This is a genomic window from Pseudoduganella sp. OTU4001, assembly GCF_038440195.1.
Lineage (GTDB): Bacteria > Pseudomonadota > Gammaproteobacteria > Burkholderiales > Burkholderiaceae_D > Rugamonas.
The window spans coordinates 45,634-70,147 of the sequence record NZ_JASATG010000018.1 but is presented as its reverse complement, the minus strand read 5'-3'; the positions used below and the strand labels follow the sequence as shown (position 1 = coordinate 70,147).

26 protein-coding genes are annotated in these 24,514 nt (G+C 64.6%); 22 read left to right on the top strand and 4 right to left on the bottom strand.

The annotated features are described in order from the left end of the window. The 3 genes from AAHE99_RS17015 to AAHE99_RS17005 are packed head-to-tail and all read left to right on the top strand — an operon-like array spanning position 1 to position 3,580. Entirely contained in the window at positions 1-1,140 is a 1,140-nt protein-coding gene (locus AAHE99_RS17015) for an NDP-sugar synthase (RefSeq protein ID WP_342118545.1), read from the top strand. A gap of 33 nt (positions 1,141-1,173) precedes the next feature. Further along, positions 1,174-2,589, top strand: a complete 1,416-nt coding sequence (locus AAHE99_RS17010; RefSeq protein WP_342118544.1) for a mannose-1-phosphate guanylyltransferase/mannose-6-phosphate isomerase — start codon at positions 1,174-1,176, stop codon at positions 2,587-2,589. Next, complete coding sequence (locus tag AAHE99_RS17005; protein WP_342118543.1) at positions 2,570-3,580, top strand: TIGR03790 family protein; 1,011 nt, start codon at positions 2,570-2,572, stop codon at positions 3,578-3,580. The genes AAHE99_RS17010 and AAHE99_RS17005 overlap by 20 nt, the downstream gene beginning before the upstream one ends. Here AAHE99_RS17005 and AAHE99_RS17000 read toward each other — a convergent pair. After that, on the bottom strand, positions 3,577-4,311 hold the full coding sequence (locus tag AAHE99_RS17000; protein WP_342118542.1) for a substrate-binding periplasmic protein: 735 nt from the start codon (positions 4,309-4,311) through the stop codon (positions 3,577-3,579). The two genes, AAHE99_RS17005 and AAHE99_RS17000, sit on opposite strands and share 4 nt — an antisense overlap. A gap of 216 nt (positions 4,312-4,527) precedes the next feature. On the opposite strand from AAHE99_RS17000, the gene AAHE99_RS16995 reads away from it, so the two are divergent. From AAHE99_RS16995 to AAHE99_RS16915, 17 genes are all read left to right on the top strand, one after another. Continuing rightward, complete coding sequence (locus tag AAHE99_RS16995) at positions 4,528-7,533, top strand: ExeM/NucH family extracellular endonuclease (RefSeq protein ID WP_342118541.1); 3,006 nt, start codon at positions 4,528-4,530, stop codon at positions 7,531-7,533. Between the two features lie 20 nt (positions 7,534-7,553). Continuing rightward, positions 7,554-8,156: an NF038129 family PEP-CTERM protein gene (locus AAHE99_RS16990; RefSeq protein WP_342118540.1), complete on the top strand. Its 603-nt coding sequence runs from the start codon at positions 7,554-7,556 to the stop codon at positions 8,154-8,156. A 188-nt stretch (positions 8,157-8,344) separates the two neighbouring features. Beyond that, positions 8,345-9,034, top strand: a complete 690-nt coding sequence (locus AAHE99_RS16985; RefSeq protein ID WP_342118539.1) for a response regulator transcription factor — start codon at positions 8,345-8,347, stop codon at positions 9,032-9,034. Beyond that, complete coding sequence (locus AAHE99_RS16980; RefSeq protein WP_342118538.1) at positions 9,028-9,699, top strand: LuxR C-terminal-related transcriptional regulator; 672 nt, start codon at positions 9,028-9,030, stop codon at positions 9,697-9,699. Before AAHE99_RS16985 ends, AAHE99_RS16980 begins: the two co-directional genes overlap by 7 nt. 184 nt (positions 9,700-9,883) lie before the next feature. Beyond that, positions 9,884-10,348: a hypothetical protein gene (locus AAHE99_RS16975; protein WP_342118537.1), complete on the top strand. Its 465-nt coding sequence runs from the start codon at positions 9,884-9,886 to the stop codon at positions 10,346-10,348. Between the two features lie 31 nt (positions 10,349-10,379). Further along, positions 10,380-10,742, top strand: a complete 363-nt coding sequence (locus tag AAHE99_RS16970; protein ID WP_342118536.1) for a hypothetical protein — start codon at positions 10,380-10,382, stop codon at positions 10,740-10,742. A 147-nt stretch (positions 10,743-10,889) separates the two neighbouring features. Continuing rightward, positions 10,890-11,321 (top strand): type II secretion system major pseudopilin GspG, encoded by a 432-nt coding sequence (gene gspG / locus AAHE99_RS16965; RefSeq protein WP_342118535.1) that lies wholly within the window; start codon positions 10,890-10,892, stop codon positions 11,319-11,321. An 18-nt stretch (positions 11,322-11,339) separates the two neighbouring features. Next, on the top strand, positions 11,340-12,524 hold the full coding sequence (locus tag AAHE99_RS16960) for a type II secretion system F family protein (protein WP_342118534.1): 1,185 nt from the start codon (positions 11,340-11,342) through the stop codon (positions 12,522-12,524). Further along, positions 12,521-14,206: a GspE/PulE family protein gene (locus AAHE99_RS16955; protein ID WP_342118533.1), complete on the top strand. Its 1,686-nt coding sequence runs from the start codon at positions 12,521-12,523 to the stop codon at positions 14,204-14,206. Before AAHE99_RS16960 ends, AAHE99_RS16955 begins: the two co-directional genes overlap by 4 nt. After that, positions 14,199-14,954, top strand: a complete 756-nt coding sequence (locus AAHE99_RS16950) for a hypothetical protein (RefSeq protein ID WP_342118532.1) — start codon at positions 14,199-14,201, stop codon at positions 14,952-14,954. Before AAHE99_RS16955 ends, AAHE99_RS16950 begins: the two co-directional genes overlap by 8 nt. Then, positions 14,951-15,496, top strand: coding sequence for a hypothetical protein (locus AAHE99_RS16945; RefSeq protein ID WP_342118531.1), 546 nt, complete (start codon positions 14,951-14,953; stop codon positions 15,494-15,496). The genes AAHE99_RS16950 and AAHE99_RS16945 overlap by 4 nt, the downstream gene beginning before the upstream one ends. Continuing rightward, positions 15,493-16,023, top strand: a complete 531-nt coding sequence (locus tag AAHE99_RS16940) for a hypothetical protein (RefSeq protein ID WP_342118530.1) — start codon at positions 15,493-15,495, stop codon at positions 16,021-16,023. The genes AAHE99_RS16945 and AAHE99_RS16940 overlap by 4 nt, the downstream gene beginning before the upstream one ends. Further along, the gene (locus AAHE99_RS16935) at positions 16,020-16,580 is read left to right on the top strand and encodes a hypothetical protein (protein WP_342118529.1); all 561 of its coding nucleotides are present in this window, start codon (positions 16,020-16,022) and stop codon (positions 16,578-16,580) included. Before AAHE99_RS16940 ends, AAHE99_RS16935 begins: the two co-directional genes overlap by 4 nt. Next, positions 16,577-18,550 (top strand): secretin N-terminal domain-containing protein, encoded by a 1,974-nt coding sequence (locus AAHE99_RS16930; protein WP_342118528.1) that lies wholly within the window; start codon positions 16,577-16,579, stop codon positions 18,548-18,550. The genes AAHE99_RS16935 and AAHE99_RS16930 overlap by 4 nt, the downstream gene beginning before the upstream one ends. Positions 18,551-18,555: 5 nt before the next feature. Next, entirely contained in the window at positions 18,556-19,026 is a 471-nt protein-coding gene (locus AAHE99_RS16925; protein ID WP_342118527.1) for a type II secretion system protein, read from the top strand. Beyond that, complete coding sequence (locus tag AAHE99_RS16920; protein WP_342118526.1) at positions 19,020-19,394, top strand: type II secretion system protein; 375 nt, start codon at positions 19,020-19,022, stop codon at positions 19,392-19,394. The genes AAHE99_RS16925 and AAHE99_RS16920 overlap by 7 nt, the downstream gene beginning before the upstream one ends. Next, on the top strand, positions 19,360-20,082 hold the full coding sequence (locus AAHE99_RS16915) for a type II secretion system protein (protein WP_342118525.1): 723 nt from the start codon (positions 19,360-19,362) through the stop codon (positions 20,080-20,082). The genes AAHE99_RS16920 and AAHE99_RS16915 overlap by 35 nt, the downstream gene beginning before the upstream one ends. Here AAHE99_RS16915 and murJ read toward each other — a convergent pair whose 3' ends face one another. Beyond that, positions 20,083-21,633 (bottom strand): murein biosynthesis integral membrane protein MurJ, encoded by a 1,551-nt coding sequence (gene murJ, locus AAHE99_RS16910; RefSeq protein WP_342118524.1) that lies wholly within the window; start codon positions 21,631-21,633, stop codon positions 20,083-20,085. A 172-nt stretch (positions 21,634-21,805) separates the two neighbouring features. On the opposite strand from murJ, the gene rpsT reads away from it, so the two are divergent. Further along, entirely contained in the window at positions 21,806-22,072 is a 267-nt protein-coding gene (rpsT, locus tag AAHE99_RS16905) for a 30S ribosomal protein S20 (RefSeq protein ID WP_055937377.1), read from the top strand. 88 nt (positions 22,073-22,160) lie between these two features. Here rpsT and AAHE99_RS16900 read toward each other — a convergent pair whose 3' ends face one another. Beyond that, on the bottom strand, positions 22,161-22,436 hold the full coding sequence (locus tag AAHE99_RS16900) for a hypothetical protein (protein ID WP_342118523.1): 276 nt from the start codon (positions 22,434-22,436) through the stop codon (positions 22,161-22,163). Between the two features lie 79 nt (positions 22,437-22,515). Continuing rightward, positions 22,516-23,079, bottom strand: a complete 564-nt coding sequence (locus tag AAHE99_RS16895; protein WP_342118522.1) for a pseudouridine synthase — start codon at positions 23,077-23,079, stop codon at positions 22,516-22,518. A 103-nt stretch (positions 23,080-23,182) separates the two neighbouring features. Between AAHE99_RS16895 and icd the strand changes: the two genes are divergently transcribed. Beyond that, the gene (icd, locus tag AAHE99_RS16890) at positions 23,183-24,436 is read left to right on the top strand and encodes an NADP-dependent isocitrate dehydrogenase (RefSeq protein WP_342118521.1); all 1,254 of its coding nucleotides are present in this window, start codon (positions 23,183-23,185) and stop codon (positions 24,434-24,436) included. Positions 24,437-24,514: the final 78 nt, after the last annotated feature.

Sequence of the window (24,514 nt, the reverse complement as noted above, 5' to 3'; positions counted from 1 at the left end):
ATGAAAGCAATGATTCTGGCGGCCGGCAAGGGCACGCGGGTGCGTCCTTTGACGTACGAATTGCCGAAGCCGATGATCCCGATCCTTGGCAAGCCGGTGATGGCTTACCTGGTGGAGCACCTGCAGCGGCACGGGGTGAGCGAGATCATGGTCAACGTCAGCTACCTGCACGAGAAGATCGAGGAGTATTTCGGCGAGGGCCACCAGTTCGGGGTGCAGATCGGCTATTCGTTTGAGGGCTACACCAACAACCAGGGCGAGGTGGTGCCGGAACCGCTGGGTTCGGCTGGCGGCATCAAGAAAATCCAGGAATTCGGCGGCTTTTTCGATGAAACGGTGGTCGTGCTGTGCGGTGACGCGCTGATCGACCTGGACCTGAAATCGGCCCTGTACGAACACCGCCGCAAAGGCGCCATGGCCACCGTCATCACGCGCGAGGTGCCGTGGGAAAAGGTCAACAGCTACGGCGTGGTGGTCAGCGATGCCGACGGCCGCGTGCTGGAATTCCAGGAAAAGCCGGCCCGCGCCGACGCCAAATCCAATTGCGCCAGTACCGGTATCTACCTGTTCGAGCCGGAAGTGATCGACCTGATCCCGAGCGGCCAGGTGTTCGACATCGGTTCCCAGCTGTTCCCGCTGCTGGCCCAGCGCGGCCTGCCGTTCTACTGCCAGACCCGCAAGTTCAACTGGATCGATATCGGCAGCGTCAAGGATTACTGGGAAGTGCTACAAGGCGTCATGACCGGCGGCGTGGGCAATATGACGGTGCCCGGGGTGCAGGTCGAGGAGGGCGTCTGGGTCGGCCTGAACACCCATATCGACTGGAATGGCACGCGCATCGTGGGCCCGGTTTATATCGGATCGGGCTGCCAGATCGACGCCGGCGCCACCATCATCGGCCCGGCCTGGGTCGGCCATGGCAGCCATATTTGCAGTGGCGCCCGGGTGGTACGCAGTGTTTTGTTCGAATATACTCGAGTGTTACCAGACGTTACGCTCGACGAATTGATCGTGTTTAAGGATTATAGTGTCGACCGCGCCGGCGAGATGCGCCATGTCTCGCAGGCTGACTGTGGCGGCTGGGGCAATGCCCGCGACCGCCGCGGCGTCCGCCGTCCGGCCGAGGCTGGTGTAAAATAGTTGCCAAGTAGATAATTAACAACAGAATAAGATATGAAAATTTATCCCGTCATCCTGTCCGGCGGCGCCGGCACCCGCCTGTGGCCTTTGTCGCGCGCGGCCTTGCCGAAGCAATTGCTGCCCCTGGTAACGGACAAGACGATGCTGCAGGACACCGCGCTGCGCCTGGCTGGCCGCGAAGGCATGATGGCGCCGCTGGTGGTGTGCGGTAATGAGCACCGTTTCCTGGTCGCAGAACAGATGCGCGAAATCGGCATCAACCCGCTTGGCATCGTGCTGGAGCCGGTCGGCCGCAATACTGCGCCGGCCGTGGCCGCCGCCGCCCATTATCTGAAGGCGATCGACCCGCAGGCGGTCATGCTGGTGCTGCCGGCTGACCATGTCATCAAGGATGTGGATGCGTTCTACGCGGCCATCCAGCGCGCCGCGACCCAGGTCGAAGGCGGCGCCCTGGCTACCTTCGGCATTGTGCCGACGGCGCCGGAAACCGGCTACGGCTATATCCAGAGCGGCGAAAAGCTGGCCGTGGAGGGCTGCTTCAAGGTGGCCAGGTTCGTTGAAAAGCCAAACCGCGACACCGCGCAAGGCTTCGTCGATGCCGGCAATTTCTTCTGGAACAGCGGCATGTTCCTGTTCCGCGCCGAGTCCTACCTGAAGGAACTGGCGCAATTCCAGCCTGAGATGGCCAAGGCCAGCGAGGAATCGGTGACCAAGGGCTACCGCGACCTGGACTTCTGCCGCCTGGACGAGGCCGCCTTTACCGCCTGCCCGTCGGATTCCATCGACTATGCGGTGATGGAACATACCAAACACGCAGTGGTGGTGCCGGCCGCCATCGGCTGGAACGATGTCGGTTCCTGGTCGGCGCTGGCGGAAGTGCAGCAGGCCGACGCCAACGGCAACGTGACGCGCGGCGACGTGTATACGGATAACGCCAGCAACTGCCTGGTGCGCGCCGAAGGCCGCATCGTGGCGGCGGTAGGCGTGCAGGACCTGGTGATCGTGGAAACCGCCGATGCGGTGCTGGTGGCGCACAAGGACCAGGTGCAGCGCGTGAAGCAGGTGGTCGACCACCTGAAGGCCAACGGCCGCACCGAGCACGTGCACCACACCAAGGTGTATCGTCCGTGGGGCTGCTACGAAGGCATCGATATGGGCGACCGCTTCCAGGTCAAGCGCATTACCGTCAACCCGGGCGGCAAGCTGTCGCTGCAGATGCACCATCACCGTGCCGAGCACTGGGTGGTGGTGAGCGGCACGGCGCGCGTGACCTGCGGCGACAAGGTGACCCTGCTGACCGAAAACGAGTCGACCTATATCCCGATCGGCATGAGCCATCGCCTGGAAAACCCGGGCAAGCTGCCGCTGCACCTGATCGAAGTCCAATCGGGCAGCTACCTCGGCGAGGACGATATCGTCCGCTTCGAGGATGTCTACCAGCGCGCTTAAGCGCTGTCTCCTTGCCGCGCTCCTGCTGTCCGCAGCCGGGGCGCGCGCCCAGCCTGCGGCCGCGCCGCTGGCGCCGGTCCAGCTGGCGCTGGTGGTCAACGACGCCGATCCCGCCAGCGTTGCGCTGGCCGCCTATTACGCCAAGCTGCGCGATATTCCGCCCGCGCGCATCGCCCACGTCAGCATCCCCGGCCGTCCGGCGCAACTCGATGCCGCAGCGTTCGCGCGCCTGAAGTCCGACATCGATGGCCAGCTGGGCGCCGACGTGCGCGCCGTACTGTTCGCCTGGACGGCGCCGTACGCGGTGGCGTGCAACAGCCTGACCTCCGCTTACACGCTGGGTTTCGACGCGGCGCAATGCGAGCGCAGCTGCGCGCCCGGCCGCAAGAACCCGTATTTCAATGCCGCCGCGCTGCCGCCCGGCATGCGCCTTTCAATGCTATTGCCGGCCGAACCGCTGGATGTAGCGCGTGCGGTGGCCGAGCGCGGCAAGGCGGCCGGCTTCAGCGTGCCGCAGGCCGGCGCCTATTTCCTGACCACCAGCGAAACGGCGCGCAATAGCCGGGCGCGCTTTTTCCCGCCCAGCGGTGCGATCCCGGCGCGCAAGCTGACTGTCCACGCGCTCAGGCAGGACCACCTGGAAGGGGCGCAGGACATCATGTTTTACCAGACCGGCGTGGCGCGGGTGGCCAAGCTGGACACGCTGCACTTCCTGCCGGGCGCGCTGGCGGACCACCTGACGTCGTATGGCGGCGACCTGCTGGGCAACAAGCAGATGAGCAGCCTGCGCTGGCTGGAGGCGGGCGCCACGGCCAGTTATGGCACGGTCAGCGAGCCTTGCAGCCACTGGCAGAAATTCCCGCATCCGCAAATCCTGCTGCGGCATTACCTGGGCGGCGCGACCGCCATTGAAGCGTATTGGCGCAGCGTAGCGTGGCCGGCGCAGGGCTTGTTTATCGGCGATCCGCTGGCGCGGCCATACGGCCGTTAAAGGCCGTATTTGCTGCGCAGCCTGGCCAGGTGGGCGTCGTCTTCGCGCAGGTATTGGTCGAAGCGCTTGAGCAGGTCGCTGTGGCGGATGCTCGACAGGTGGTAGGTGCTTTGCCGCTGCGGCATCCATTCAAGGTTGGCCATCAGCGCATCGGGCGTGCCGCGCAGGCGCAGATGGTAGCGCGCCACCGGCTCGGCCAGGTTGGCGCCGTCGACGCGGCCGCTGATCGCCATCTGGATCAGGCTATGCGGGTTGGGCGCGGTTTGCAGCTGGATCGCACCTTCTTCGATGCGCTCGCTGAACTTCCACGGCGTCCAGCCCAGCAGAACCCCCAGTTTTTTCAATTGCGCCGCCGGCGCCTCGGCTTTTTCCGGCACGGTGAACACCGCGTCGTAAAACCTCAGCAAGGGCTGGGAGTAGGCCAGCGTCGGGTATTTGGTTTTTTCCTCGGTATCCCAGTTGGGGTTGTCGGGGAAGGCGAAGTCCAGTTTTCCGGCCCAGTATTCGATGAACATGCGGCGCGGCGGCAGCGCCACATAGTCGAACCGGATGCCTTCGCGCTGCGCGAAGCGGTCGAGCACCTCGCGCGCATAGCCTTTGAAGACGTGGTCGGGCGGCGCCGCAGCGGCGATCGGAAAGTAGTCGAGCGACTGGACCCCGACCTTGTAGGTCTGAGCCTGGACCAGTCCCGCGAGGGAGAGGCAGAAGCAGAAAACGGCAGCACTGGACATAGGGACTCCTTGAGCAACTTCCATTCTGTCACAAGCCAGGCTGTTGTAGCCATGCCACCGTGGCTGCGGTGCCGCGCGGCCGCCTTTTCATAGGGCGGCGCGGTGCCATTAGTCCGTTCGGACTAATGCCCTGTCACCAATTGGTCATATCAAAGAGTTAATATGTAAACAGCAACAGAAAGTTCCTTTCTGTAAATATTTTCCGGGGTAACTCATATGACTACACGATTCGTACTGCGCGCAACGGCTTGCGCGGCAGCCTTGTTGGCCAGCCTGGGGGCATCGGCGGCCGACGTCGTCATCAGCCAGGTCTACGGCGCGGGGGGCAACGGCGGCGCGCTGCTGAAGTCCGACTACGTCGAACTGTTCAACCGGGGCAGCGTGCCGCAGTCCCTGAATGGCTGGAGCCTGCAGTACGCATCGAGCAGCGGCAGTAGCTGGACCAATATGCTGGTGCTGTCCGACGTCACGCTGCAGCCAGGCCAGTACTACCTGGTGCGGCTGGCAACCAATGCCAGCGGTTCCGGCAGCGACCTGCTGGACTACAACCAGTCCGGCTCCATCCCGATGGCCGCGGCAGCGGGCAAGATCGCCCTGGTCAGCAACACCACGCCGATGACCGTCACCAACCCGGCCAATCCGCGCCTGGCAACCTTGCTGGACCTGGTGGGTTATGGCACCGGCACCAACGGCTTTGAAGGCGCGACCGGCCCCACGCCAAGCATCAGCACTACCCTGGCGGCTTTCCGCGCCGGCAATGGCTGTACCGACACCGACAACAACGCTGGCGACTTCACCGTCGCCACGCCGGCGCCACGCCACATGAACAGTCCGCTGAACGTGTGCAGCGGCGGCGGTACGCCAGCCCTGCCGATCGTCCCGGCCTGCCCAGCGAGTGCGAGCCTGACCTTCGGCGCCGGCGGCAGCATCCCGCTGTCGGCGTCGGACGCCGACGGCATCGTCAACGGCGCCACCATTACTTCGGCTGCCGTGCCGGGCCTGAGCCTGGGCGCCCTGACTGCAGCGGGCGCCATCGGCGGCAGCGCCAGTGTGAGCCTGGTGGCCGCGCCCAACGTGGCAGCCGGCACCTATCCAGTGGCGGTGAAGTTCACCAATGGCCAGGGCCAGAACGCCAGCTGCACCGTCAACGTGTCCGTGGAACTGGCAGCCGGCACCGTGCTGCCGGTGTACCAGGTACAGGGTTCCGGCGCAACCAGCCCGTTCGCCGGCGTCAAGGTCACCACGGAAGGCGTAGTGACGGCCAAGGTGGGTAGCGGCTACTTCATCCAGGATGCGACGGGCGACGGCGACCCGACCACCTCGGACGGCATGTTCGTCTACATGGCCGCCAGCCCGGTCACCGTGGCGGTCGGCGACCTGGTGCGCGTGACCGGCACCGTGACCGAATACAAGCCAAGTGGCGCGACCCGCAGCTACACCGAACTGGCCAGCGTGACCTCGACCGTGGTGCAAAGCAGCGGCCACGCGATCATGCCGCAAAACATCGACCTGCTGGGCACCAACCTGGCCGATGTGGAAGGCATGCTGGTGCGCTTGAACGGCGAACTGACCGTCAATGCCAATGAATCGTTGGGCAGCCGCGGCGAACTGACGCTGGCCGTGGGCCGCCGCGAGATCCCGACCAACCGCTATGCGCCGCGCAGCGCGGAAGCCATCGCCATGGCGGCCGCCAACGCGGCCAATATGATCACGTTGGATGACGGCATCTTCGTCACCCCGGCCACCGTGCCGTACATCGGCGAAGACGGCACCGTGCGCACCGGCGACACCGTCAGCGGCCTGACCGGCGTGATCGACTTCGGCGCACTGGGCAGCGGCGGCGCAGGCTTCAAGCTGCAGCCGACCGAAACCCCGGTCTTCTCGCGCGCCAACCCGCGCACCGCAGCGCCGGACATCGTGGCCGGCAATGTGCGCGTGGCCAGCGCCAATGTGCTGAACTTCTTCACCACCTTCGTCGATGGCAAGGACGTTACCGGCGCTTCCGGCCAGGGCTGCGAACTGGGCGGCAAGATCAGCGCTAGCAACTGCCGCGGCGCCAACAATATGCAGGAGTTCGTGCGCCAGCGCGACAAGATCGTCGCCAAGCTGAAGGCGATCGATGCCGACGTGGTGGGCCTGATGGAAATCCAGAACAACGGCGACTACGCCGCCAGCTATCTGGTCGATGCACTGAACACCGCCTACGGCAAAGTGGAGTACGCGTACGTACCGAAGCCGGTTGCCACCGGCACCGATGCGATCCGCGTGGCGATGATCTACAAGCCAGGCAAGCTGGCCCTGGTCGGCAACGCGCTGTCCGATGCCAATGCGGTCAACGACCGTCCGCCGATGGCGCAGACTTTTAAGGCCAACAACGGCGCCAAATTCAGCCTGATCGTCAACCACCTGAAGTCCAAACGCTGCAGCGGCGCGTCCGGCGCCAACGCCGACAAGGGCGATGGCCAGAGCTGCTTCAACGGCGACCGCATGGCGCAGGCGCAGCAGCTGGTCAATGTCTTTGTGCCGCAAGTGAAGGCTGCTGCCGGCGACGACGACGTGCTGCTGATCGGAGACATGAACTCGTACGGCATGGAAGACCCGATCCAGATTATGACCGCTGCCGGTTTCGAAAACCAGCTGGAGCGCTTCGTGCGTCCGGTGACCATGCCGCACTCCTATGTGTTCGGCGGCGAGAGCGGCTACCTGGACCACGCGCTGGCCAGCACTTCGCTGAGCGCGCAGGTGGCCGGCGCCACCGAGTGGAACGTGAACGCGGACGAGCCGGAAGTGCTGGACTATAACCTGGAGGACAAGAACGCGGCGGCGCTGGCGCTGTACAACGCGCTGCCATACCGCGCTTCCGACCACGATCCAGTGGTGATCGCGCTGAACCTGGACGCCACCTACTCGGATGTGACCGCCGGCATGCTGGTGCAGCGCGCCGGCCTGGTACAGAGCCGCGGCAGCAGCGTCGCCACCGGCAATGTCTGGGTGACCAACAACAGCGGCGCAGCCCTGGCCGGTCCGGTGCATTACCTGGTGCCTGGCCTGCCAGCCGGCGTAACTCTGGCCAATGCATCGGGCGCGGTCAACGGTGTGCCTTACATCACTGTGGCGCCATCGCTGGCAGCCGGTGCGCAGGTAGCGTTCCAGGTCAAGTTCAACAACCCGGCCAAGGCCGCAATCAACTACGTGCCGCAAGTGCTGACCGGTTCGTTCTAAGGATGAAAAAGGACTAAACGATGAAAACCAATATCTTCAAGAGCATCTTCCGCACCCTGGCGCTGCTGCTGGCGCTGGGCGCAGGCAGCCAGGCCATGGCCGGCACCATGTACCTGGTATCGGTGAACACCGCGCAGTATGGCGCGGGCAATACCGGCTACCTGGACTTCGTGTTCAGCGGTCAGGGCAGCGGTCCTGCCGTTACCGCCACCATGAGCGATTTGCAGGGCTTCGACCTGGATCCGGCCAACTTCGACACCATGGGCGACGCCAGTGCGGTGCCGGGCGGCTTCCAGTTGCTGAACACCGCCGGCTTTAACGACGTGTACTACAAGGCCACCTTTGGCGGCGTCTTCAGCTTCATGCTGTCGTTCTCGGGCGAAGCGTCGGCGCTGGACAATTCCACTTTCAGCATCTTTGCGCTGAACAGCGCTGAAGAACTGCTGGGCGGCTCCCTGCTGGAACTGACGTACCAGCTGCTGCCGAATGGCCAGCCGGGCGCCATCCCCGATGTGGTTGCGCCAAATGCAGACGCCAACCAGGTTCCCGAGCCTGGCGCCATGGCGTTGGCCGCGCTCGGCCTTATGATGCTGGGCGTTGCCCGCCGCCAGCGCCGCGCCTGACCTGGCCGGTTGTAGAAACGCTACAGGCACCTTGGGAGTTTCGGCTCCCAAGGTGCCTTTTCATTTGCTAGCCGCAGAGTGAAAAAGGTATTTATTTCAATTAAATATTAATGCAGAAATAAAATTGTATTAGTGCTCAGGACTTGGCATGATCCATAGTTTTCCTCATCTCGATCAGCGCTTTTGTCATGTCCTTCACCATCTTCGTCATCGACAGCGATCCTGCCGTACAGCAACTCCTGACCCAGAACCTGGGCCAGGCGGGCTATGCCGTGCGATGCTTCGGCGATGCCTTGACGGCCCTGGACGCGCTGGAGCGCGGCTTGCCGGAAGCGGTGCTGCTGGAGTGGGACTTGCCGGGCCTGTCGGGCCTGGGGGTGATCCGTCGCTGGCGCGCAGCACCGGCGACGAGTGAGCTGCCGATCCTGATGCTGAGCGCGCGCTGCTCCGAGCAGGACAAGGTGCTGGCGCTGGAAAGCGGGGCGGACGACTTTATCTGCAAGCCGCTGGCGCCGCGCGAGACCATTGCTCGGCTGCATGCAGTGTTGCGCCGGCGCCGCCCGGCAGCCATCCCCGGCGCCGTGCAAGTGGCTGGACTGCGCCTCGATCCGCAAACCTTGAGCGTGACGGCAGGCGAGCGCCAGCTCTGCCTGGGGCGCGTGGAATTCCGCCTGCTGAATTACCTGATGCACCACCCGGGGCGTGTGCATAGCCGCGCCCAGTTGCTGGACCAGGTGTGGGGCAGCCACGTCTTCCTCGATGAGCGCACGGTGGACACCCATGTGGGCCGCCTGCGCAATGCCTTGCAGCCGAGCGGCCTGCAGGGCGCGATCCAGACCGTGCGCGGCAGCGGCTACCGGTTCCACGCACAATGCTGAGCCCGAACGTCCGCGAGCAGGAATACCTGCTGCATGCGCTGGATGGCGCGCATGCGATCGCCAGCCAGCGCGAGCTGTTCCTGTGGAGCCAAGGGGCTTTACAAGCCCTGTTGCCGCACGGCGTGCTGCTGTGCGTCCAGCTCGACGAGCAGGGTAGGGCGCGCAAGGTCGAATGCCTGCACGGTACGGTGCTGGCCCCGTCGGAGCGGGCGCTGTTATGCGACGGCGTCCAAGGCCCGGTGCCGGCCTGGCTGCGCCAATGGCAGCAGGCGGGCGCCCAGCCGCTGGGCCTGCAAGCGGGCGCCATGGGGCACGGCCTGCTGCATGGCTGCGGCCCGCTGGCGGCGGGCGGCAGCGCTTTCGTGCTGCTGGACTTGCCGGCCGCTGCCGGCTTCCGCGAGACCTGGCTGCTGCAATTGCTGCTGCCGTACCTGCATCTGGCAATACAGCGCATCGCCACCGCGGCGATGGCGCCAGCGCCGCGGGCGGTGTCGCCGCGCCAGGCCGAGATCCTGCAATGGCTGCGCGAGGGAAAAAGCAACGAGGAAATCGGCCGCTTGCTGGGAATCAGCGGGCTGACCGTCAAAAATCACTTGCAGCGTCTGTACCGCCAGCTCGGTGTTAACAACCGCGCACATGCCGTGGCCCGCAGCACGGCGGGATGATCCGATGTGCGGACGCCACGGCCCAGGGCGTGGTACTGCGCCATCTCTGCCGTTTCAGTCGCCCTTTCCCGGGGCGCAGCGTGATTTATTTGCGGAAAATATTAATCTCTAAGCAAAATTGTATTGGCGGGCGGCACTTTTCATCGTGCATAGTCACTCGTCTATCTGGACCAATACAAGCACCATGGTAATTTTGAACAGCAACGAGCAGGAGTACCTGCTGCACGCCATCGAGAAGGGGCGCGCCGTGGCGGCCCCGCGCGATTTCTTTCTGTGGAGCCAGGGCGCCTTGCAGGCGCTGCTGCCGCACCGTGTCCTGTTGTGCCTGGAACTCGGCGACGATGGCCGCGTGCGCGCAGTGGAATGCCTGCACAGCGTTACGCTGGCGTCGGTGCAGTCGGCGGCGCTGTGCGATGCCAGCGGCGGACCGGCCAATGCCTGGCTGGCGGCCTGGCGCGCTAGTCACGGCCAGCCGCTGGCGCTGGAGGCGGGCGAATTCGGCCATGGCCTGGTTCATGGTGCAGGCGATGTCGCCTTTGCCTTGCTGGGCATGCCTTACGCGGCCGGAGCGCGCGAAGCGCGGCTGCTGCAAATGCTGATACCGTGCATGCAGCAGGCGCAACAGGGAATGGCGTTGCAGCAGGGTTGACCGCTGGCCCCGCCGGGGCGATGATGGAATCATGAAACGACCCGCCATCCTGCTGGCCTGCTTCGCCTGGGGCAGCAGCCACGCCCAGTCCGACACCCTGGCCCAGCTCAAAGCCCTGGGCAATTATTCCGCCTGCACTTCCGACCAGCAGTGCCGCACTGTGCCGGTAGGGGCCAAGTCCTGCGGCGGCCCGGAATCCTACCTGGCCTATTCGACCGCCAAAACCAGCCCGGAACAAGCAGCCAAACTGGCCGAGCGCTACCGCAAGGAGCGCGAGGCCAGCAACAAGGCCAGCGGCCTGGTGAGCGATTGCCGCTTCGTGATGGACCCGGGCGCCCAATGCCGGGCCGGCGCCTGCCAGTTGCGCAGCGAGGCGGGGGCGGTGTCCGAGTAACTGTGAGGTATTCGCGACACTTTTGTTAACAATTTAACGAAATCTGTGACGCGCTGCTGCTGCTGCCAGCGCACCGCAGAAAAAATTGTCTAAACCTAAAACCGCATGGTAGCCTTTGCCGTTCTATTCTAGGCGGAGGTAGTACGGATGTTTGCAGCAAGGATTCGTAGCAAGGCTGACCAAGGTTTCACCCTGCTTGAGCTGCTGGTGGTGATCGTCATCATTGGTTTGCTGGCCGCTTACGTTGGCCCGAAATACTTTTCCCAGCTGGGCAAGTCGGAAGTCACGGTCGCCAAGGCGCAGATCGAGGCTTTCGAGAAAGCGCTCGATACCTACCGCCTGGATGTCGGCCGCTATCCTACCACCGAAGAGGGCCTGGGCGCACTGCTGGCCGCTCCCGCTGCGGCGGGCGCCAAGTGGAATGGCCCTTACCTGAAGAAGGGCGTGCCGCCGGATCCATGGGGCCGCCCATACCAGTACAAGGCGCCGGGCGCCAAGGCGGAATATGAAATGACCTCCCTCGGCAAGGATGGCCAGCCGGGCGGCGAGGGCGATAACGCGGATATCAGCTCCCAGTAAGGGCAGCCGGTCCAGGATATGCAATTCGAAGTCCGCACCCTGTCACCCGATATGGTGATCGGCCAGCTCGTGATCGATGGCCGTGACGAGGCTGACGCGCGCCGCCAGGTGGAGGCGCGCGGCCTGTTTGTCAGCGCGATAACGCCGCGCGGCAACGGCCTGCGGGCGGGCAAGGCCAAGGCGCTGTCATTGGTCCTGTTCAGCCAGGAGCTGCTGGCGCTGCTGAATGCGGGCCTGGGGGTGGTGGAGGCGCTGGAGGCGCTGCTGGAAAAGGAATCCGCGCCGGCCACGCGCAGCGTGCTGGAACGCCTGCTGGGCGGCCTGCGCGAAGGCCAGCGTTTCTCCACCGTGCTGGCGGAGCAGCCGCAATTGTTCCCGCCGCTGTATGTGGGCATCGTCAAGGCGGCGGAGGGCACCAGCGACCTGCCGCGCTCACTCGAACGCTTTATCGATTACCAGCAGCGGGTGGACCTGGTGCGCGCCAAGCTGGTGAGCGCCGCCATCTATCCCTGCATCCTGCTGCTGGTGGGCGGCGGCGTGTCGCTGTTCCTGATCGGTTATGTGGTGCCGCGCTTTGCCGAGGTGTACCAGGGCGCGGGGCGCAACCTGCCATGGATGTCGCAAGTGATGCTGACCTGGGGCCAGTTCGCGGCGGCGCATACGGGGCCGCTGCTGGCCGGTATCGCAGCGCTGGTCGGCGGCGCGGTGTTCGGCGTGCGGCGCCTGGTGCGCAGCGGCGGCATGGCGCGCCTGCTGGGACGCCTGCCGGGCGTGGGCGAGCGGGTGCGCATTTATGAATTGTCGCGCCTGTACCTGACCTTGGGCATGCTGAGCGAAGGCGGTATCACCATCCTGAATGCGGTCGATACCGTGCAGGGCATGGTGTCGGCCAACGTGAAGCAGGGGCTGCAGGGCGCGCGCGCCATGATCGAGGCTGGCCTGCCGCTGTCGGCGGCCTTCGAGGCCAACGGACTGACCACGCCGATTTCGCTGCGCATGCTGCGCGTGGGCGAGCGTACCGGCGAGATGGGGGCGATGCTGACGCAGTCGGCGGCTTTCTACGACGGTGAGATCAGCCGCTGGATCGACCGCTTCACGCGTACGTTCGAGCCCTTGCTGATGGCCGGCATCGGCCTGGTGGTTGGTGCTATTGTGGTGCTGCTGTATATGCCTATCTTTGATCTTGCCGGAGAGATGTCATGAACGTTCCGGTACTGGACGCGGCCATGCTGGCCAAGGCGCGTGCGCAATGCCTGCAATCGAAGCGCAGCCTGGTGGAGGAGCTGGAGCAATTGTCCGGCATCGAGCCGCGCGTGGCGGTGCGGGCGCTGGCCTTGCCGTTCGGGCTGGCGGTGCTGGAGACGGTCGATATGCTGGCGTTCGAGCCGGCCTTCGACCTGCTGCCGCTGTCGCAGGCGATGGCGCGCCATTGCGTGCTGCTGCGCTCCCACGACGGCGCGGCGGTGGGCGTGATTGCCGACCCGTTCGACCTGGACCTGCAAACCTGGCTGGCGACGCAGGCGCGCTGCACGGCGGCGGCGCCGCTGCAATTGCGGCTGGCGCTGCAGGCCGATATCCAGGCTTACCTGTCGAAGCAGGAGGAGTCGGCGCGCGCCGTCGATACCCTGGTGTCGGGCGGCGAGGGCGCGCGGCGCGACGGCAAGACGGCGGCCGTGCTGTCGTTTGCTTCCGTGTCGGAGGGCGCTTCGCCTGCGGTGCGGCTGGTCAATTCGACGCTGTACGATGCGCTCAAGGCCGGCGCGTCCGACATCCACCTGGAATCGACCGCCGGCGGCCTGGCCGTGAAGTACCGCGTGGACGGCGTGCTGGACCATGCGACGGCGGTCAACGGCGTCGACGTGGCGGAGCAGATCATTTCGCGCCTGAAGGTGCTGGCCGAACTGGATATCGCCGAACGCCGCGTGCCGCAGGACGGATCGTTCCGCGTGGAGTCGATGGGACGCGAGATCGACCTGCGGGTGTCGATCATGCCGTCGATCCACGGCGAGGATGCGGTGATCCGTATCCTGGACAAGCGCGCCATGATCGAATCCTATGGATCGCTGACGCTGGAGGCGCTGGGCTTCGATGCGCCGTCGCTGGCGACCTTGCGCTCGCTGGCGCAGGAGGCGTACGGCATGCTGCTGGTGACCGGCCCGACCGGCTCCGGCAAGACCACCACGCTGTATGCCGCGCTGACCGAGATCCATAACGGGCGCGAAAAGATCATCACCATCGAAGACCCGGTGGAATACCAGCTGCCGGGCATCCTGCAGATTCCGGTCAATGAGAAGAAGGGCCTGACCTTCGCCAAGGGCTTGCGCTCGATCCTGCGGCATGACCCGGACAAGATCATGGTGGGCGAGATCCGCGACCGCGAAACGGCGGAGATCGCCGTACAGTCGGCGCTGACCGGCCACCTGGTGCTGACCACGGTGCACGCCAATAATGTGTTCGATGTGTTCGGGCGCTTCACGCACATGGGGATCGACCCGTATGCCTTCGTGTCGGCGCTGAACGGCATCTGGGCCCAGCGCCTGGTGCGTATCAATTGCCCGCATTGCGCGGTGGAGGTGACGCCGACCGACGAGGAACTGGCCAGCGTCGGCCTGACGCGCGCCGATGCCTACGAATACCGCTTCAAGGAAGGCAAGGGTTGCGGCGATTGCCGTGGCACCGGTTTCAAGGGGCGGCGCTCGATTGCGGAAATCCTGACCCTGAACGATGAAATCCGCGAACTGATCGTGGAGAAGAAACCGATCCGGCAAATCAAGGCGGCAGCGTATGCCAACGGCACGCGCAGCCTGCGCCACGCGGCGCTGGAACTGGTGCGCCGTGGCGATACCACGCCGGCGGAAATCAAGCGGGTGACTTTGCATGCTTAAGAACTTCACGCAGTCGCTGCGGATCGAGATCACGGGGCAGGCCTTGCGCCTGCTGCGCGTGCGGCGCTGGAGCAAGGCCGCGCCGGAGCTGCTGGCCGGGCAGCAGCTGGCTGCGCCGGACGTACTTGGCGCCGCGCTGGACGCGCTGTTGGCCGGGCAGGACGTGTCCGGCATGGCCGCCTGCTTCGTCCTGTCCGATGAACTGGTGCGCTTGTGGCAGGTGGCGCCGCCCGCCCAGGCAGCACGGCTGGCCGACCTGGAGGCCGCCGCCGCGCTGCGCTTCCACACGCTGTACGGCGAATTGCCGGCGGCCTGGCATATCAGCGCCGACTGGAGCGCTGCGGAGCCGTTCATGGCCGCCGCCATCCCGCGCGTTTTGCAGGCCGCCATCGAGGCCGCTTGCACGAAGCATGCGCTGACCGCCACCGCCATCGTGCCGCACTTTGTGCTGGCATGGAACCGCCATGCCGGCGCCCTGAAGGACAACGCCTGGTTCGGTGTCGTGCAGGGCAGCGTGCTGGCGCTGGCTGCCTGCGAGGATGGCCAGCTGCGCGCCTTGCGCCATATCGCCGTCCCGCATGGCGCCGACCATTACTGGCTGACCCAGGCCGCCCAGCGCGAAGCACTGCTGCTTGGCCTGGCTGCGCCGTCATTGATCCAGCTGAGCGGCGAGCTGCCGCCGGCGCTGGCCAAGCCCGCCAGCACCGATAAGCACATTGCTACCGCTGCGCTGGGAGCCGCCGCATGAAGCCGATGCAGATCGATTTCGCCCCACGCGGCTGGCGGCGCGCCCTGTACCGCATGCATCCCGCCGCGCTGGTTGCCGGAATGGCGGGCGCCGCGCTGCTGGTGGCCGGGACGGTGCTTGGCGTGCAGGCGTCGCAGCAGCAGGCCGCGCGCGACGCTGCGCTGCGCGCCCAGGAGCGCAAGCAGGCCGCCGCCGTGCGCGCGCCGCAGCGGCAGCCGGAAGTGGCGATACCGGAAGCGCAGGCTATAGCCGTCAACGCTGCCGTGCTGCAACTGAACCTGCCGTGGCGCCAGCTGCAGGACGCGGTGGCCGCCGCCAGCTCGCCCGCGGTGGCCTTGCTGGCGCTGGATCCGGACCCGCGCAAGCAGACCCTGAAGATCACCGCCGAAGCGAAAAATGCCGACGATATGGTGGGCTATATCGAGCAATTGAAACAGCAGGAATTCTTTAGCGGCGCGGCATTGCTGCGGCACGAAATCAACGACCAGGACCCGAACCGCCCATTGCGGTTCCAGGTCGAGGTGCAGTGGAGGGCGCGATGAACGTTTCCGCCCTCATGCTGCGCGCGCGTTTACTGGCCATGCGCCTTGGCCCTGCTGTCTGCATCGCGCTGGCCCTGCTGCTGGCGGGAGCGCTGGCGCTGGCCTGGTCGCTCAAGGCGCGGCAGCTGGCGCGCTTACCGCTGCCGCCGGCGCCGCCGCAACTGGTGCAGGCCGCGCCGCCGCCCAGCGCCAATGAAAACCTGGCCCACTTCTACGCCACGCTGGGCGAGAAGCGCCATGCCGAGCAGCAGGTCAAGCAATTGTTCGATATCGCCGCCAAGACCGGCCTGGCGCTGGACCAGGGCGATTACAAATTCAGCATGGACAAGGCCAGCGGCGTGGCGGCCTACCAGGTCACGCTGCCGGTGAAGGGGGCATACCAGAATATCTGGCAATTCAGCCTGCAGGCGCTGGGGGCGATCCCGTTCGCGGCGCTGGACGATATTGCCTTCCGCCGCGAGACCATCACCGAGCCGGTGGTGGAGGCGCGCGTGCGCTTTACGCTGTATTTGAAGGAGCAGCCATGAAGCCGCGCCATATCCTGATGGGCGTGGCCCTGGTGGGCGCCGCAGCGCTGGTGCTGTTCGGCGACCGCACGCCGGGCGATGCCGTGGCCGAGGCGGTCGAGCGCAAGCCGGCGCGCAATACGGCCGCCACCGCGGCGCCGGCCGTAGCGGCGGCGGCTACGCCCGCAGCGCGGCCCGGCCAGGCCGCGATCCTGCGCCTGGTACCGCGCGAGGAACTGATCGGCGCGGTGGGCGAGGGCTCGTTCAAGAGCAAGGATGGCGTCTTTGGCGGCCAGACCTGGAATCCGCCGCCACCACCGCCGCCTCCCGAGAGCCTGAAACCGCCGCCGCCACCGCCGCCCACCGCACCGCCGCTGCCATTCCAGTTCCTCGGCAAAGCGGCTGCCGACGGCCAGTGGGAAGTCTACCTGGGCCGCGGCGAACAAACCTTTGTGGTGCGTAAAGGCACCCAGATCGACGGCGCATACCGCGTGGACAATATCGCGCCGCCGACGTTGACGATGACCTACCTGCCCATGAACCAGGTGCAGCAGCTACATATTGGAGTGATTGAGTGAAGCCAAGTCTGAGAACGCTGACCCTGTCCGTGCTGGTGCTGGCGCTGTCCGGCTGCGCGGCCGAAATGGCCTACCGCGAGGGCCGCGGCCTGGCCGAGAAAGACCAGGTCGAAGCCAGCCTGCTGAAATTCCAGGAAGCGATCAGCCGCGAACCGGGCAATCCCGTCTACCGCTCCGCCTTTTACGAGGCGCGCGACCGCAACAGCATCCGCTTGCTGGAGCAGGCCGACCGCTACGTCAACGACGGCAAGTACGACCTGGCCGCACAGAACTTCCAGCGCGTGCTGGTGATGAATCCGCAGGACGAACGTGCGCGCGCCGGCATGCGGGCGCTGGAAATGGCCGACCGCCATGACAAGCTGCTGGCGCAGGCCAGCGTCAGCCTGGAACAAAGGGAATACGAGGCGGCGAAGAACCGCGTCAACACGGTGCTGGCCGAGAAGCCGGAGCATGTGCGCGGCCGCGCGCTGATGCGCGCGATCAATGAGCAGATGCCGCAGGTGCCGGCGGAGTCCGGGCTGTCCAAAGCCTACAAGACGCCGATCACCATTGAATTCCGCGAAGCTCCGCTGAAGCAGGTGTTCGACATCGTCTCGCGCCGCTCGGGCCTGAATTTCATCTTCGACAAGGACGTGAAAAGCGACGCGCGCACCACCATCATGCTGAAGAACAGCACGGTGGAATCGGCGATCTATTTCCTGCTGATGACCAACCAGCTGGAGCAGCAGGTCATGGACGGCAATACCATCCTGATCTACCCGAACACCGCGGCCAAGCTGAAGGAGTACCAGGAGACGGTGGTGCGCACCTTCTACCTGTCCAATGCGGAAGCCAAGAGCGTGGCCAATACGCTGAAGACCATCCTGAAGTCGCGCGATGTGGTGGCGGACGAAAAGCTCAACCTGGTGATCCTGCGCGACAGCGCCGACGCGGTGAAGCTGGCCGAGAAGATCGTCGCCATGCAGGACCAGCCGGAGCCGGAAGTGATGCTGGACGTGGAGATCCTGGAGATCAAGCGCAGCCGCCTGATGGAGCTGGGCATCGAGTGGCCGAACACCGTCGGCCTGTCGGTGCTGAATTCCGGTAAGACGGCGACGCCGCTGACCCTGCGCGACCTGGACTTCATCAACCGCAATTACATTGGCGTATCGGCGCTGGGCGCCAACATCAACCTGAAGAAAACCGACGGCGATACCAACCTGTTGGCCAGCCCGCGCATCCGCGTGCGCAACAAGGAAAAGGCCAAGGTGGTGATCGGCGAGAAGGTGCCGGTGATTACCACCACCGTGTCGCCGGGCACGCAGGGCTTTGCCTATGAGTCGGTGAGCTATGTCGATGTCGGCCTGACGCTGAACGCCGAGCCGACCATCTACCTGAATAACGAAGTCGGCATCCGCATCGCGCTGGAAGTGTCGAACCTGATCCAGCAGATCCAGACTAAATCGGGTACCACGGCGTACCAGATCGGTACGCGCCAGGCATCCACCTTCCTGCAGCTGAAGGATGGCGAGAACCAGGTGCTGGCGGGCCTGATCAATAATGAGGAGCGCAGCACGGCGGACCGCGTGCCGGGCCTGGGCGATATCCCGATCCTGGGACGTCTGTTCGGCTCCCAGCTGGACGACAAGCAGAAGACGGAAATCGTGCTGTCGATTACGCCGCACCTGGTGCGCAACCTGCAGCGGCCGGAGACCTCGGCTGCCGAGTTCTCGGCCGGTACGGAAGCCAACTTCCGCCGCAAGCCTGACGTGACGCCGCGCCAGCAAGTGGTGCTGCCGGGCGCGCGCCCAGCCGGCACAGCGCCGGTCGCCGTGCCGCAGCCGGTGCCGGCGCTAACCACCTCCGTCCCGCAGAACATCCCGTTGTCGGGCAGCCAGCCGGGCCAGGCCACCAGCGTGACCGACCCTGCGCCGCCGGTGCCTGCGCAACCGCAGCCGCAGCCGCCTGCCAGCACGGAGCGCAAGGAATAAGACCGATGCGCGCACGCGGTTTCACGCTGATCGAACTGCTGGTGACGCTGGCGATCCTGGGCATGCTGGCCATGCTGGCGATCCCGGTCGGCCAGACCGTGGTCCAGCGCCGCAACGAACAGGAGCTGCGACGTTCGCTGCATGAAATCCGCAAGGCGCTGGACGACTACAAGGTGGCCTACGACGAAGGCCGCATCGCCAAGTCGATCACCGGCAACGGCTACCCGCGCAACCTGGAAGTGCTGGTGGAAGGCGTGGTCGACCTGCGCAGCCCAAAGCGCGCCAAGATCTTCTTCCTGCGCCGCATCCCGCGCGACCCGTTCAGTTCGGACAGCAACGCCACCAGCTCCCAAAGCTGGGGCAAGCGCAGCTACGCCAGCGAAGCGGACGATCCGCGCGAGGGCGAAGACGTCTTTGATGTGTATTCGACTTCGGAGCAGGTAGGCCTGAACGGCGTGCCGTACAAGAAATGGTGAACAAAAAGGGCTTCACGCTGATCGAGCTGCTGGTGGTGCTGGGCATTATCGCCTTGCTGCTGACGCTCGCCGTGCCGCGCTATTTCCCGAGCGTGGACAAGACCAAGGAAACCATCCTGGCCGATAACCTGCGCAATACACGCGCCGTCATCGACCAGTTCTACGGCGACACCGGCCGCTATCCGGATAGCCTGGAACAGCTGGTGGAGAAAAAATACCTGCGCGCCGTGCCGATGGACCCGATCACGGAAAAGAGCGACAGCTGGGTCGTCGTCGCGCCGGATGACGTGAGCAAAGGCAGTGTGGCCGATATCAAGAGCGGAGCGCCCGGCAATGACCGCAGCGGCAAGCCCTATTCGGAGTGGTAAGCAGCACGGGTTCACCTACGTCAGCGTGGTGATCCTGGTGATGGTTATCGGCCTGGTGGGCGCGGCCTCGCTGCGCCTGGGCGCCACCTTGCAGCGCGCGGCAGCCGAACAGGCCTTGCTCGATATCGGCATGGAGTACAGCAATGCGCTGGCCAGCTATGCCGCCGCCACGCCGGCCGGGCAGCCGAGCTATCCGAATTCGTTCCAGGAGTTGCTGAAGGACCCGCGCTTTCCGCAGATGCGCCGCCATTTGCGGCGTATCTACGTCGACCCGATGACGGGCAAGGCGGAGTGGGGCATCATGAAGGCGACCGAGAATGGCGGCATCCTGGCCATTTACAGCCTGTCCAAAGCGGCGCCGATCAAGATCGCAAACTTCCCGCCGCGCTTTGCGGCGTTCGAGGGCAAGACCCGCCTGGACGAGTGGCGCTTCACCGGCGAGGGCGTGACGGTCCCGGGCAGCAAGGGCGCCGAGCCGATGCCGGGCCAGCAGCCGGCCAAGCCTGGCATGCCGCCGCCCGGCAGCAAGCCCGGCATGCCGCAGGAACCGCCCAAGCCAACCGAGCCGCCCAAACCGGCCGAACCGCCGCCGGAGCCGGAACCACCGCAAGAGCCGCAAGAGCCGCCTGCCGAACCACCGCCGGAGCCGCAGCCGGAACAGCCTCCGGCCGACCCGCCGCGCCGCTGATTATTTGGCGCGGCGCTTGAAGTCGCGCAGGCGGAAACCGAGCGCGAACAGGGTGCCGAAGTAGATCGCGACGCAGGCCCCGATCACCAGGAACAGCGCACCCGCGCGCATCAAGGCGTGGCCGCGCATGCCCAGCCAGTCGAACTGCTGCGCGCCAAACCAGCCCGCCACGCCCATGAGGATGACCGCCACCAGCAGGCGCAGGAAGAACTTGGTCCATCCTGGCTGCGGCGCGTAAATGCCCTTCCGGCGCAGGCCGCGATAGAGCAGGGCGGCATTCAGCAGGGCCGCCACGCTGATCGACAGCGCCAGGCCCGCCACCTGGAACTGCCACACGAAACCGATATTCATGATCTGCGTCGCCACCAGGGTAATGATGCCGATGCGGACCGGTGTGCGCACATCCTGGCGCGCATAGAAGGCTGGCGTCAGCGACTTCACCAGGATGATGCCGACCAGGCCGACCGCATAGGCCAGCAGCGGCTGCGCCGAACCGAGGGCTGCCTTGTCAGTAAACGCGCCGTTGTGGAACAGGGTAGCAATCAGCGGCAGCGACAGCACCGCGATCCCCACCGCAGCCGGCAGGGCGAGCAGGAAGGTCAGGCGCAGGCCCCAGTCCAGCAGGGCGGAATACTCGGCATGGTCTTGCTCCTGGCTGGCCTTGGACAGGCTGGGCAGCAGGATGGTGCCCAGCGCCACGCCCAGCAGCGCATTGGGGAATTCCATCAGGCGGTCGGCGGCGGTCAGCCAGGACACGCTGCCTTCCTGCATCCAGGAGGCGTAGGTGGTGTTGATCATCAGGCTGATTTGCGCAACCGAAACCGCAAACAGCGCCGGCACCATATTCTTCAGCATGCGGCGCACGCCCGGATCGGCCAGGCCATGGCGCGGATTCCAGGACAGGCGCGGCAGCATGCCGATCTTCACCAGCGATGGGATCTGGAGCGCCACCTGCAGGATGCCGCCCACCATGACAGCAATCGCCATGGCGTACACCGGCTGCGCCAGGTGCGGCGCCAGGAACAGGGCGGCAGCAATGAAGGAGAGGTTCAGGAGTACCGGCGTGAAGGCGGGGATCTTGAACTGTCGCCAGGTATTCAGGATGCCGCTGGAAAGCGCCACGAAAGACATGCAGGCGATGTAAGGGAACATCAGGCGCGTCATCCAGACGGCGGCATCAAACGAAGCCGGATCCTTGCTCAGGCCCGAGCCAATCAGGTAGATGAACAGCGGAGCACCTATAATACCGACCGCGCTGGTCAGCAGGGTGGCCCAGACCAGGACCGTGGCGACATGGTCGACCAGGGTGCGGGTGGCTTCTTCGCCCTGTTTGGTTTTATATTCTGCCAACATTGGCACAAATGCCTGCGAAAAAGCGCCCTCGGCGAACAGGCGGCGCAGCAGGTTGGGGATGCGGAAGGCAATGTAGAACGCGTCGGTCAGCCCGCCCGCGCCGAATGCGCGGAAGAAGAGGATTTCGCGCAGGAGCCCCGTGATACGGGACAGCATTGTCATACTGGAAATGGCGGCCAGGGTTTTGAGCAGGTTCATGGGGGCTGATTATATTTTGAATTGCCCTGGCGGCAAAACCCCGTTATAATCTAAGGCTGTACAGAATTCAGTATGGCAGGCAACGACGTTCAGCCGGCTCTGAAAACACCGCACCGGTTTGGCAAACGCTATTGTTTGCAAACGAACTTTGACAACGAATTAGGATTCTCAAATGGCAAATACCGCACAAGCGCGCAAACGCGCTCGCCAAGCAGTTAAGCAAAACGCTCACAACTCCGCACAGCGTTCCACCCTGCGTACCGCTATCAAGGCTGTCCGCAAGGCGATCCAGGCTGGCGACAAAGCTGCTGCTACCACCATCTTCCAGGCTTCCGTGTCGACCATCGACTCGATCGCTGACAAGAAAATCATCCACAAGAACAAGGCTGCTCGTCACAAGAGCCGTCTGGCAGCTGCCCTGAAGGCACTGTCCGCTTAAGTTCGTGTGCTGGCGGCACTAGCCGCCAAACAGGTGTACCGGAATAACCCGCATGGCATTGCGCCATAGCGGGTTTTTCGCTTTGTGCTTACTTCATCGAGGCGGCGGATGCTGCCGATGCAGCGGAGGCGGCCGAAGCGGCGGAGGCGGCCGAAGCGGCTTTCTTGGCTTTTTGGCCCTTGTGCATGGAGGCTGCCGAAGCGGCCGATGCGGCCGATGCGGCCGATGCGGCCGAAGCGGCGGAGGCCATCGAGGCAGCCGAAGCAGCGGCGGAGGCCGAAGCCGAGCCCTTCATATGGTGGTCAGCGGCGAAGGCGGAGAGGGAAAGCAGGGAGGCAAGCAGCGCGACAGTAGTCTTAGACATGACGGACTCCTTTTATATAGTGAAGGCAGGTTCTTGATGAACCTGCTTCATAAACGCTGTCGCGCCGGATGGCGTTGACTTAAGCTGGGCGCAAGTCGTCGGGCGAGACTTCCATCCACTCGCCCGGCATCAGCGGGTGGCTGGCCAGGGAAATGCCGCCGATGGCGGAGCGTACCAGGCGCAGGGTGGGGTGGCCGACGGCGGCCGTCATGCGGCGCACCTGGCGGTTTTTCCCCTCTTGCAAAGTGAGGGCCAGCCAGGAGGTGGGCTGGTCGGCGCGCTGGCGGATCGGCGGGTTGCGCGGCCAGATCCATTCCGGATCGGCGATCCGCACCGCCTTGCAGGGCTGGGTGGTGAAGTCACCCAGGTCGAGCGGCGCCTGCAGGCGTGCCAGGGTGGCGGCGTCGGGCACGCCTTCCACCTGCACCAGGTAGGTCTTGGCTTCCTTGCGGTCGGGGTGGGCGATCTTGTGCTGCAGCTTGCCGTCGTCCGTCATCAGCATCAAGCCTTCGCTGTCGTAGTCGAGGCGGCCAGCCGGGTAGATGTTCGGGATCTTGATGTAGTCGGCCAGCGTTTCCTTATCTCCCGAAGGGGAAAACTGGCACAATACCTGGAAAGGTTTATTAAAAAGTATCAGTGGCATAGGCTGGATTGTATAGCGCCCTGTAAGATACTGGTGCATAATGTGGAACGCCAGTGTCTTATGTCTTATAGAAGACTGCTCTAACCCTTCTTCGGAGAACACGATGTACCAACATATCAAAGTACCTGCCGACGGCCAGAAAATCACCGTCAACGCCGATTATTCCCTGAACGTGCCGGACACCCCGATTATTCCTTACCTGGAGGGTGATGGTACTGGCGTTGATATTACCCCGGTGATGATCAAGGTGGTCGATGCGGCAGTGGCCAAGTCTTACGGCGGCAAGCGCAAGATCAGCTGGATGGAGATCTTCGCCGGCGAGAAGTCGACCAAGGTCTATGGCCCCGATGTGTGGCTGCCGGAAGAAACCCTGCAGGTGCTGAAGGATTATGTGGTCTCCATCAAGGGCCCGCTGACCACCCCGGTCGGCGGCGGCATCCGTTCGCTGAACGTGGCGCTGCGCCAGGAGCTGGACCTGTACGTCTGTCTGCGCCCGGTGCGCTATTTCAAGGGCGTGCCTTCGCCGGTGCGCGAGCCTGAGAAGACCGATATGGTGATCTTCCGTGAAAACTCGGAAGACATCTACGCCGGTATCGAATACCAGCAGGGCACTGAAGGCGCCAAGAAGATCATTGAATTCCTGACCAAGGAAATGGGCGTCAAGAAGATCCGTTTCCCTGAGACTTCGGGCATCGGCATCAAGCCGGTGTCGATCGAAGGTACCGAGCGCCTGGTGCGCAAGGCGATCCAGTACGCGATCGACAACGACAAGCCATCGGTGACCATTGTCCACAAGGGCAATATCATGAAGTACACCGAAGGCGGCTTCCGTGACTGGGCCTACGCGCTGGCGCAGAAGGAGTTCGGCGCGGAGCTGATCGACGGCGGCCCATGGTGCAAATTCAAGAATCCAAAGACTGGCCGCGAAATTACGGTCAAGGATTCCATCGCCGACGCGTTCCTGCAGCAGATCCTGCTGCGCCCGGCGGAGTATTCGGTGATCGCGACCCTGAACCTGAATGGCGACTACATTTCCGACGCACTGGCGGCGCAGGTGGGCGGCATTGGTATCGCCCCGGGCGCCAACCTGTCCGACTCGGTGGCCATGTTCGAAGCGACCCACGGCACTGCGCCGAAGTACGCCGGCAAGGACTATGTGAACCCAGGTTCGCTGATCCTGTCGGCAGAAATGATGCTGCGCCATATGGGCTGGACCGAGGCGGCTGACCTGATCATCACCGCGATGGAAAAAGCCATCACCTCCAAGCGCGTCACTTACGACTTTGCCCGCCTGATGGAAGGCGCGACCCAGGTGTCGTGCTCCGGCTTCGGCGATGTGATGATCGAGCAGATGTAATCCCCGCGCCCCCGCCAGCGCAAGCGAGCCCCGCCATCCGCAAGGAGGCGGGGTTTTTATTTTGTCGAGCGTGGAACT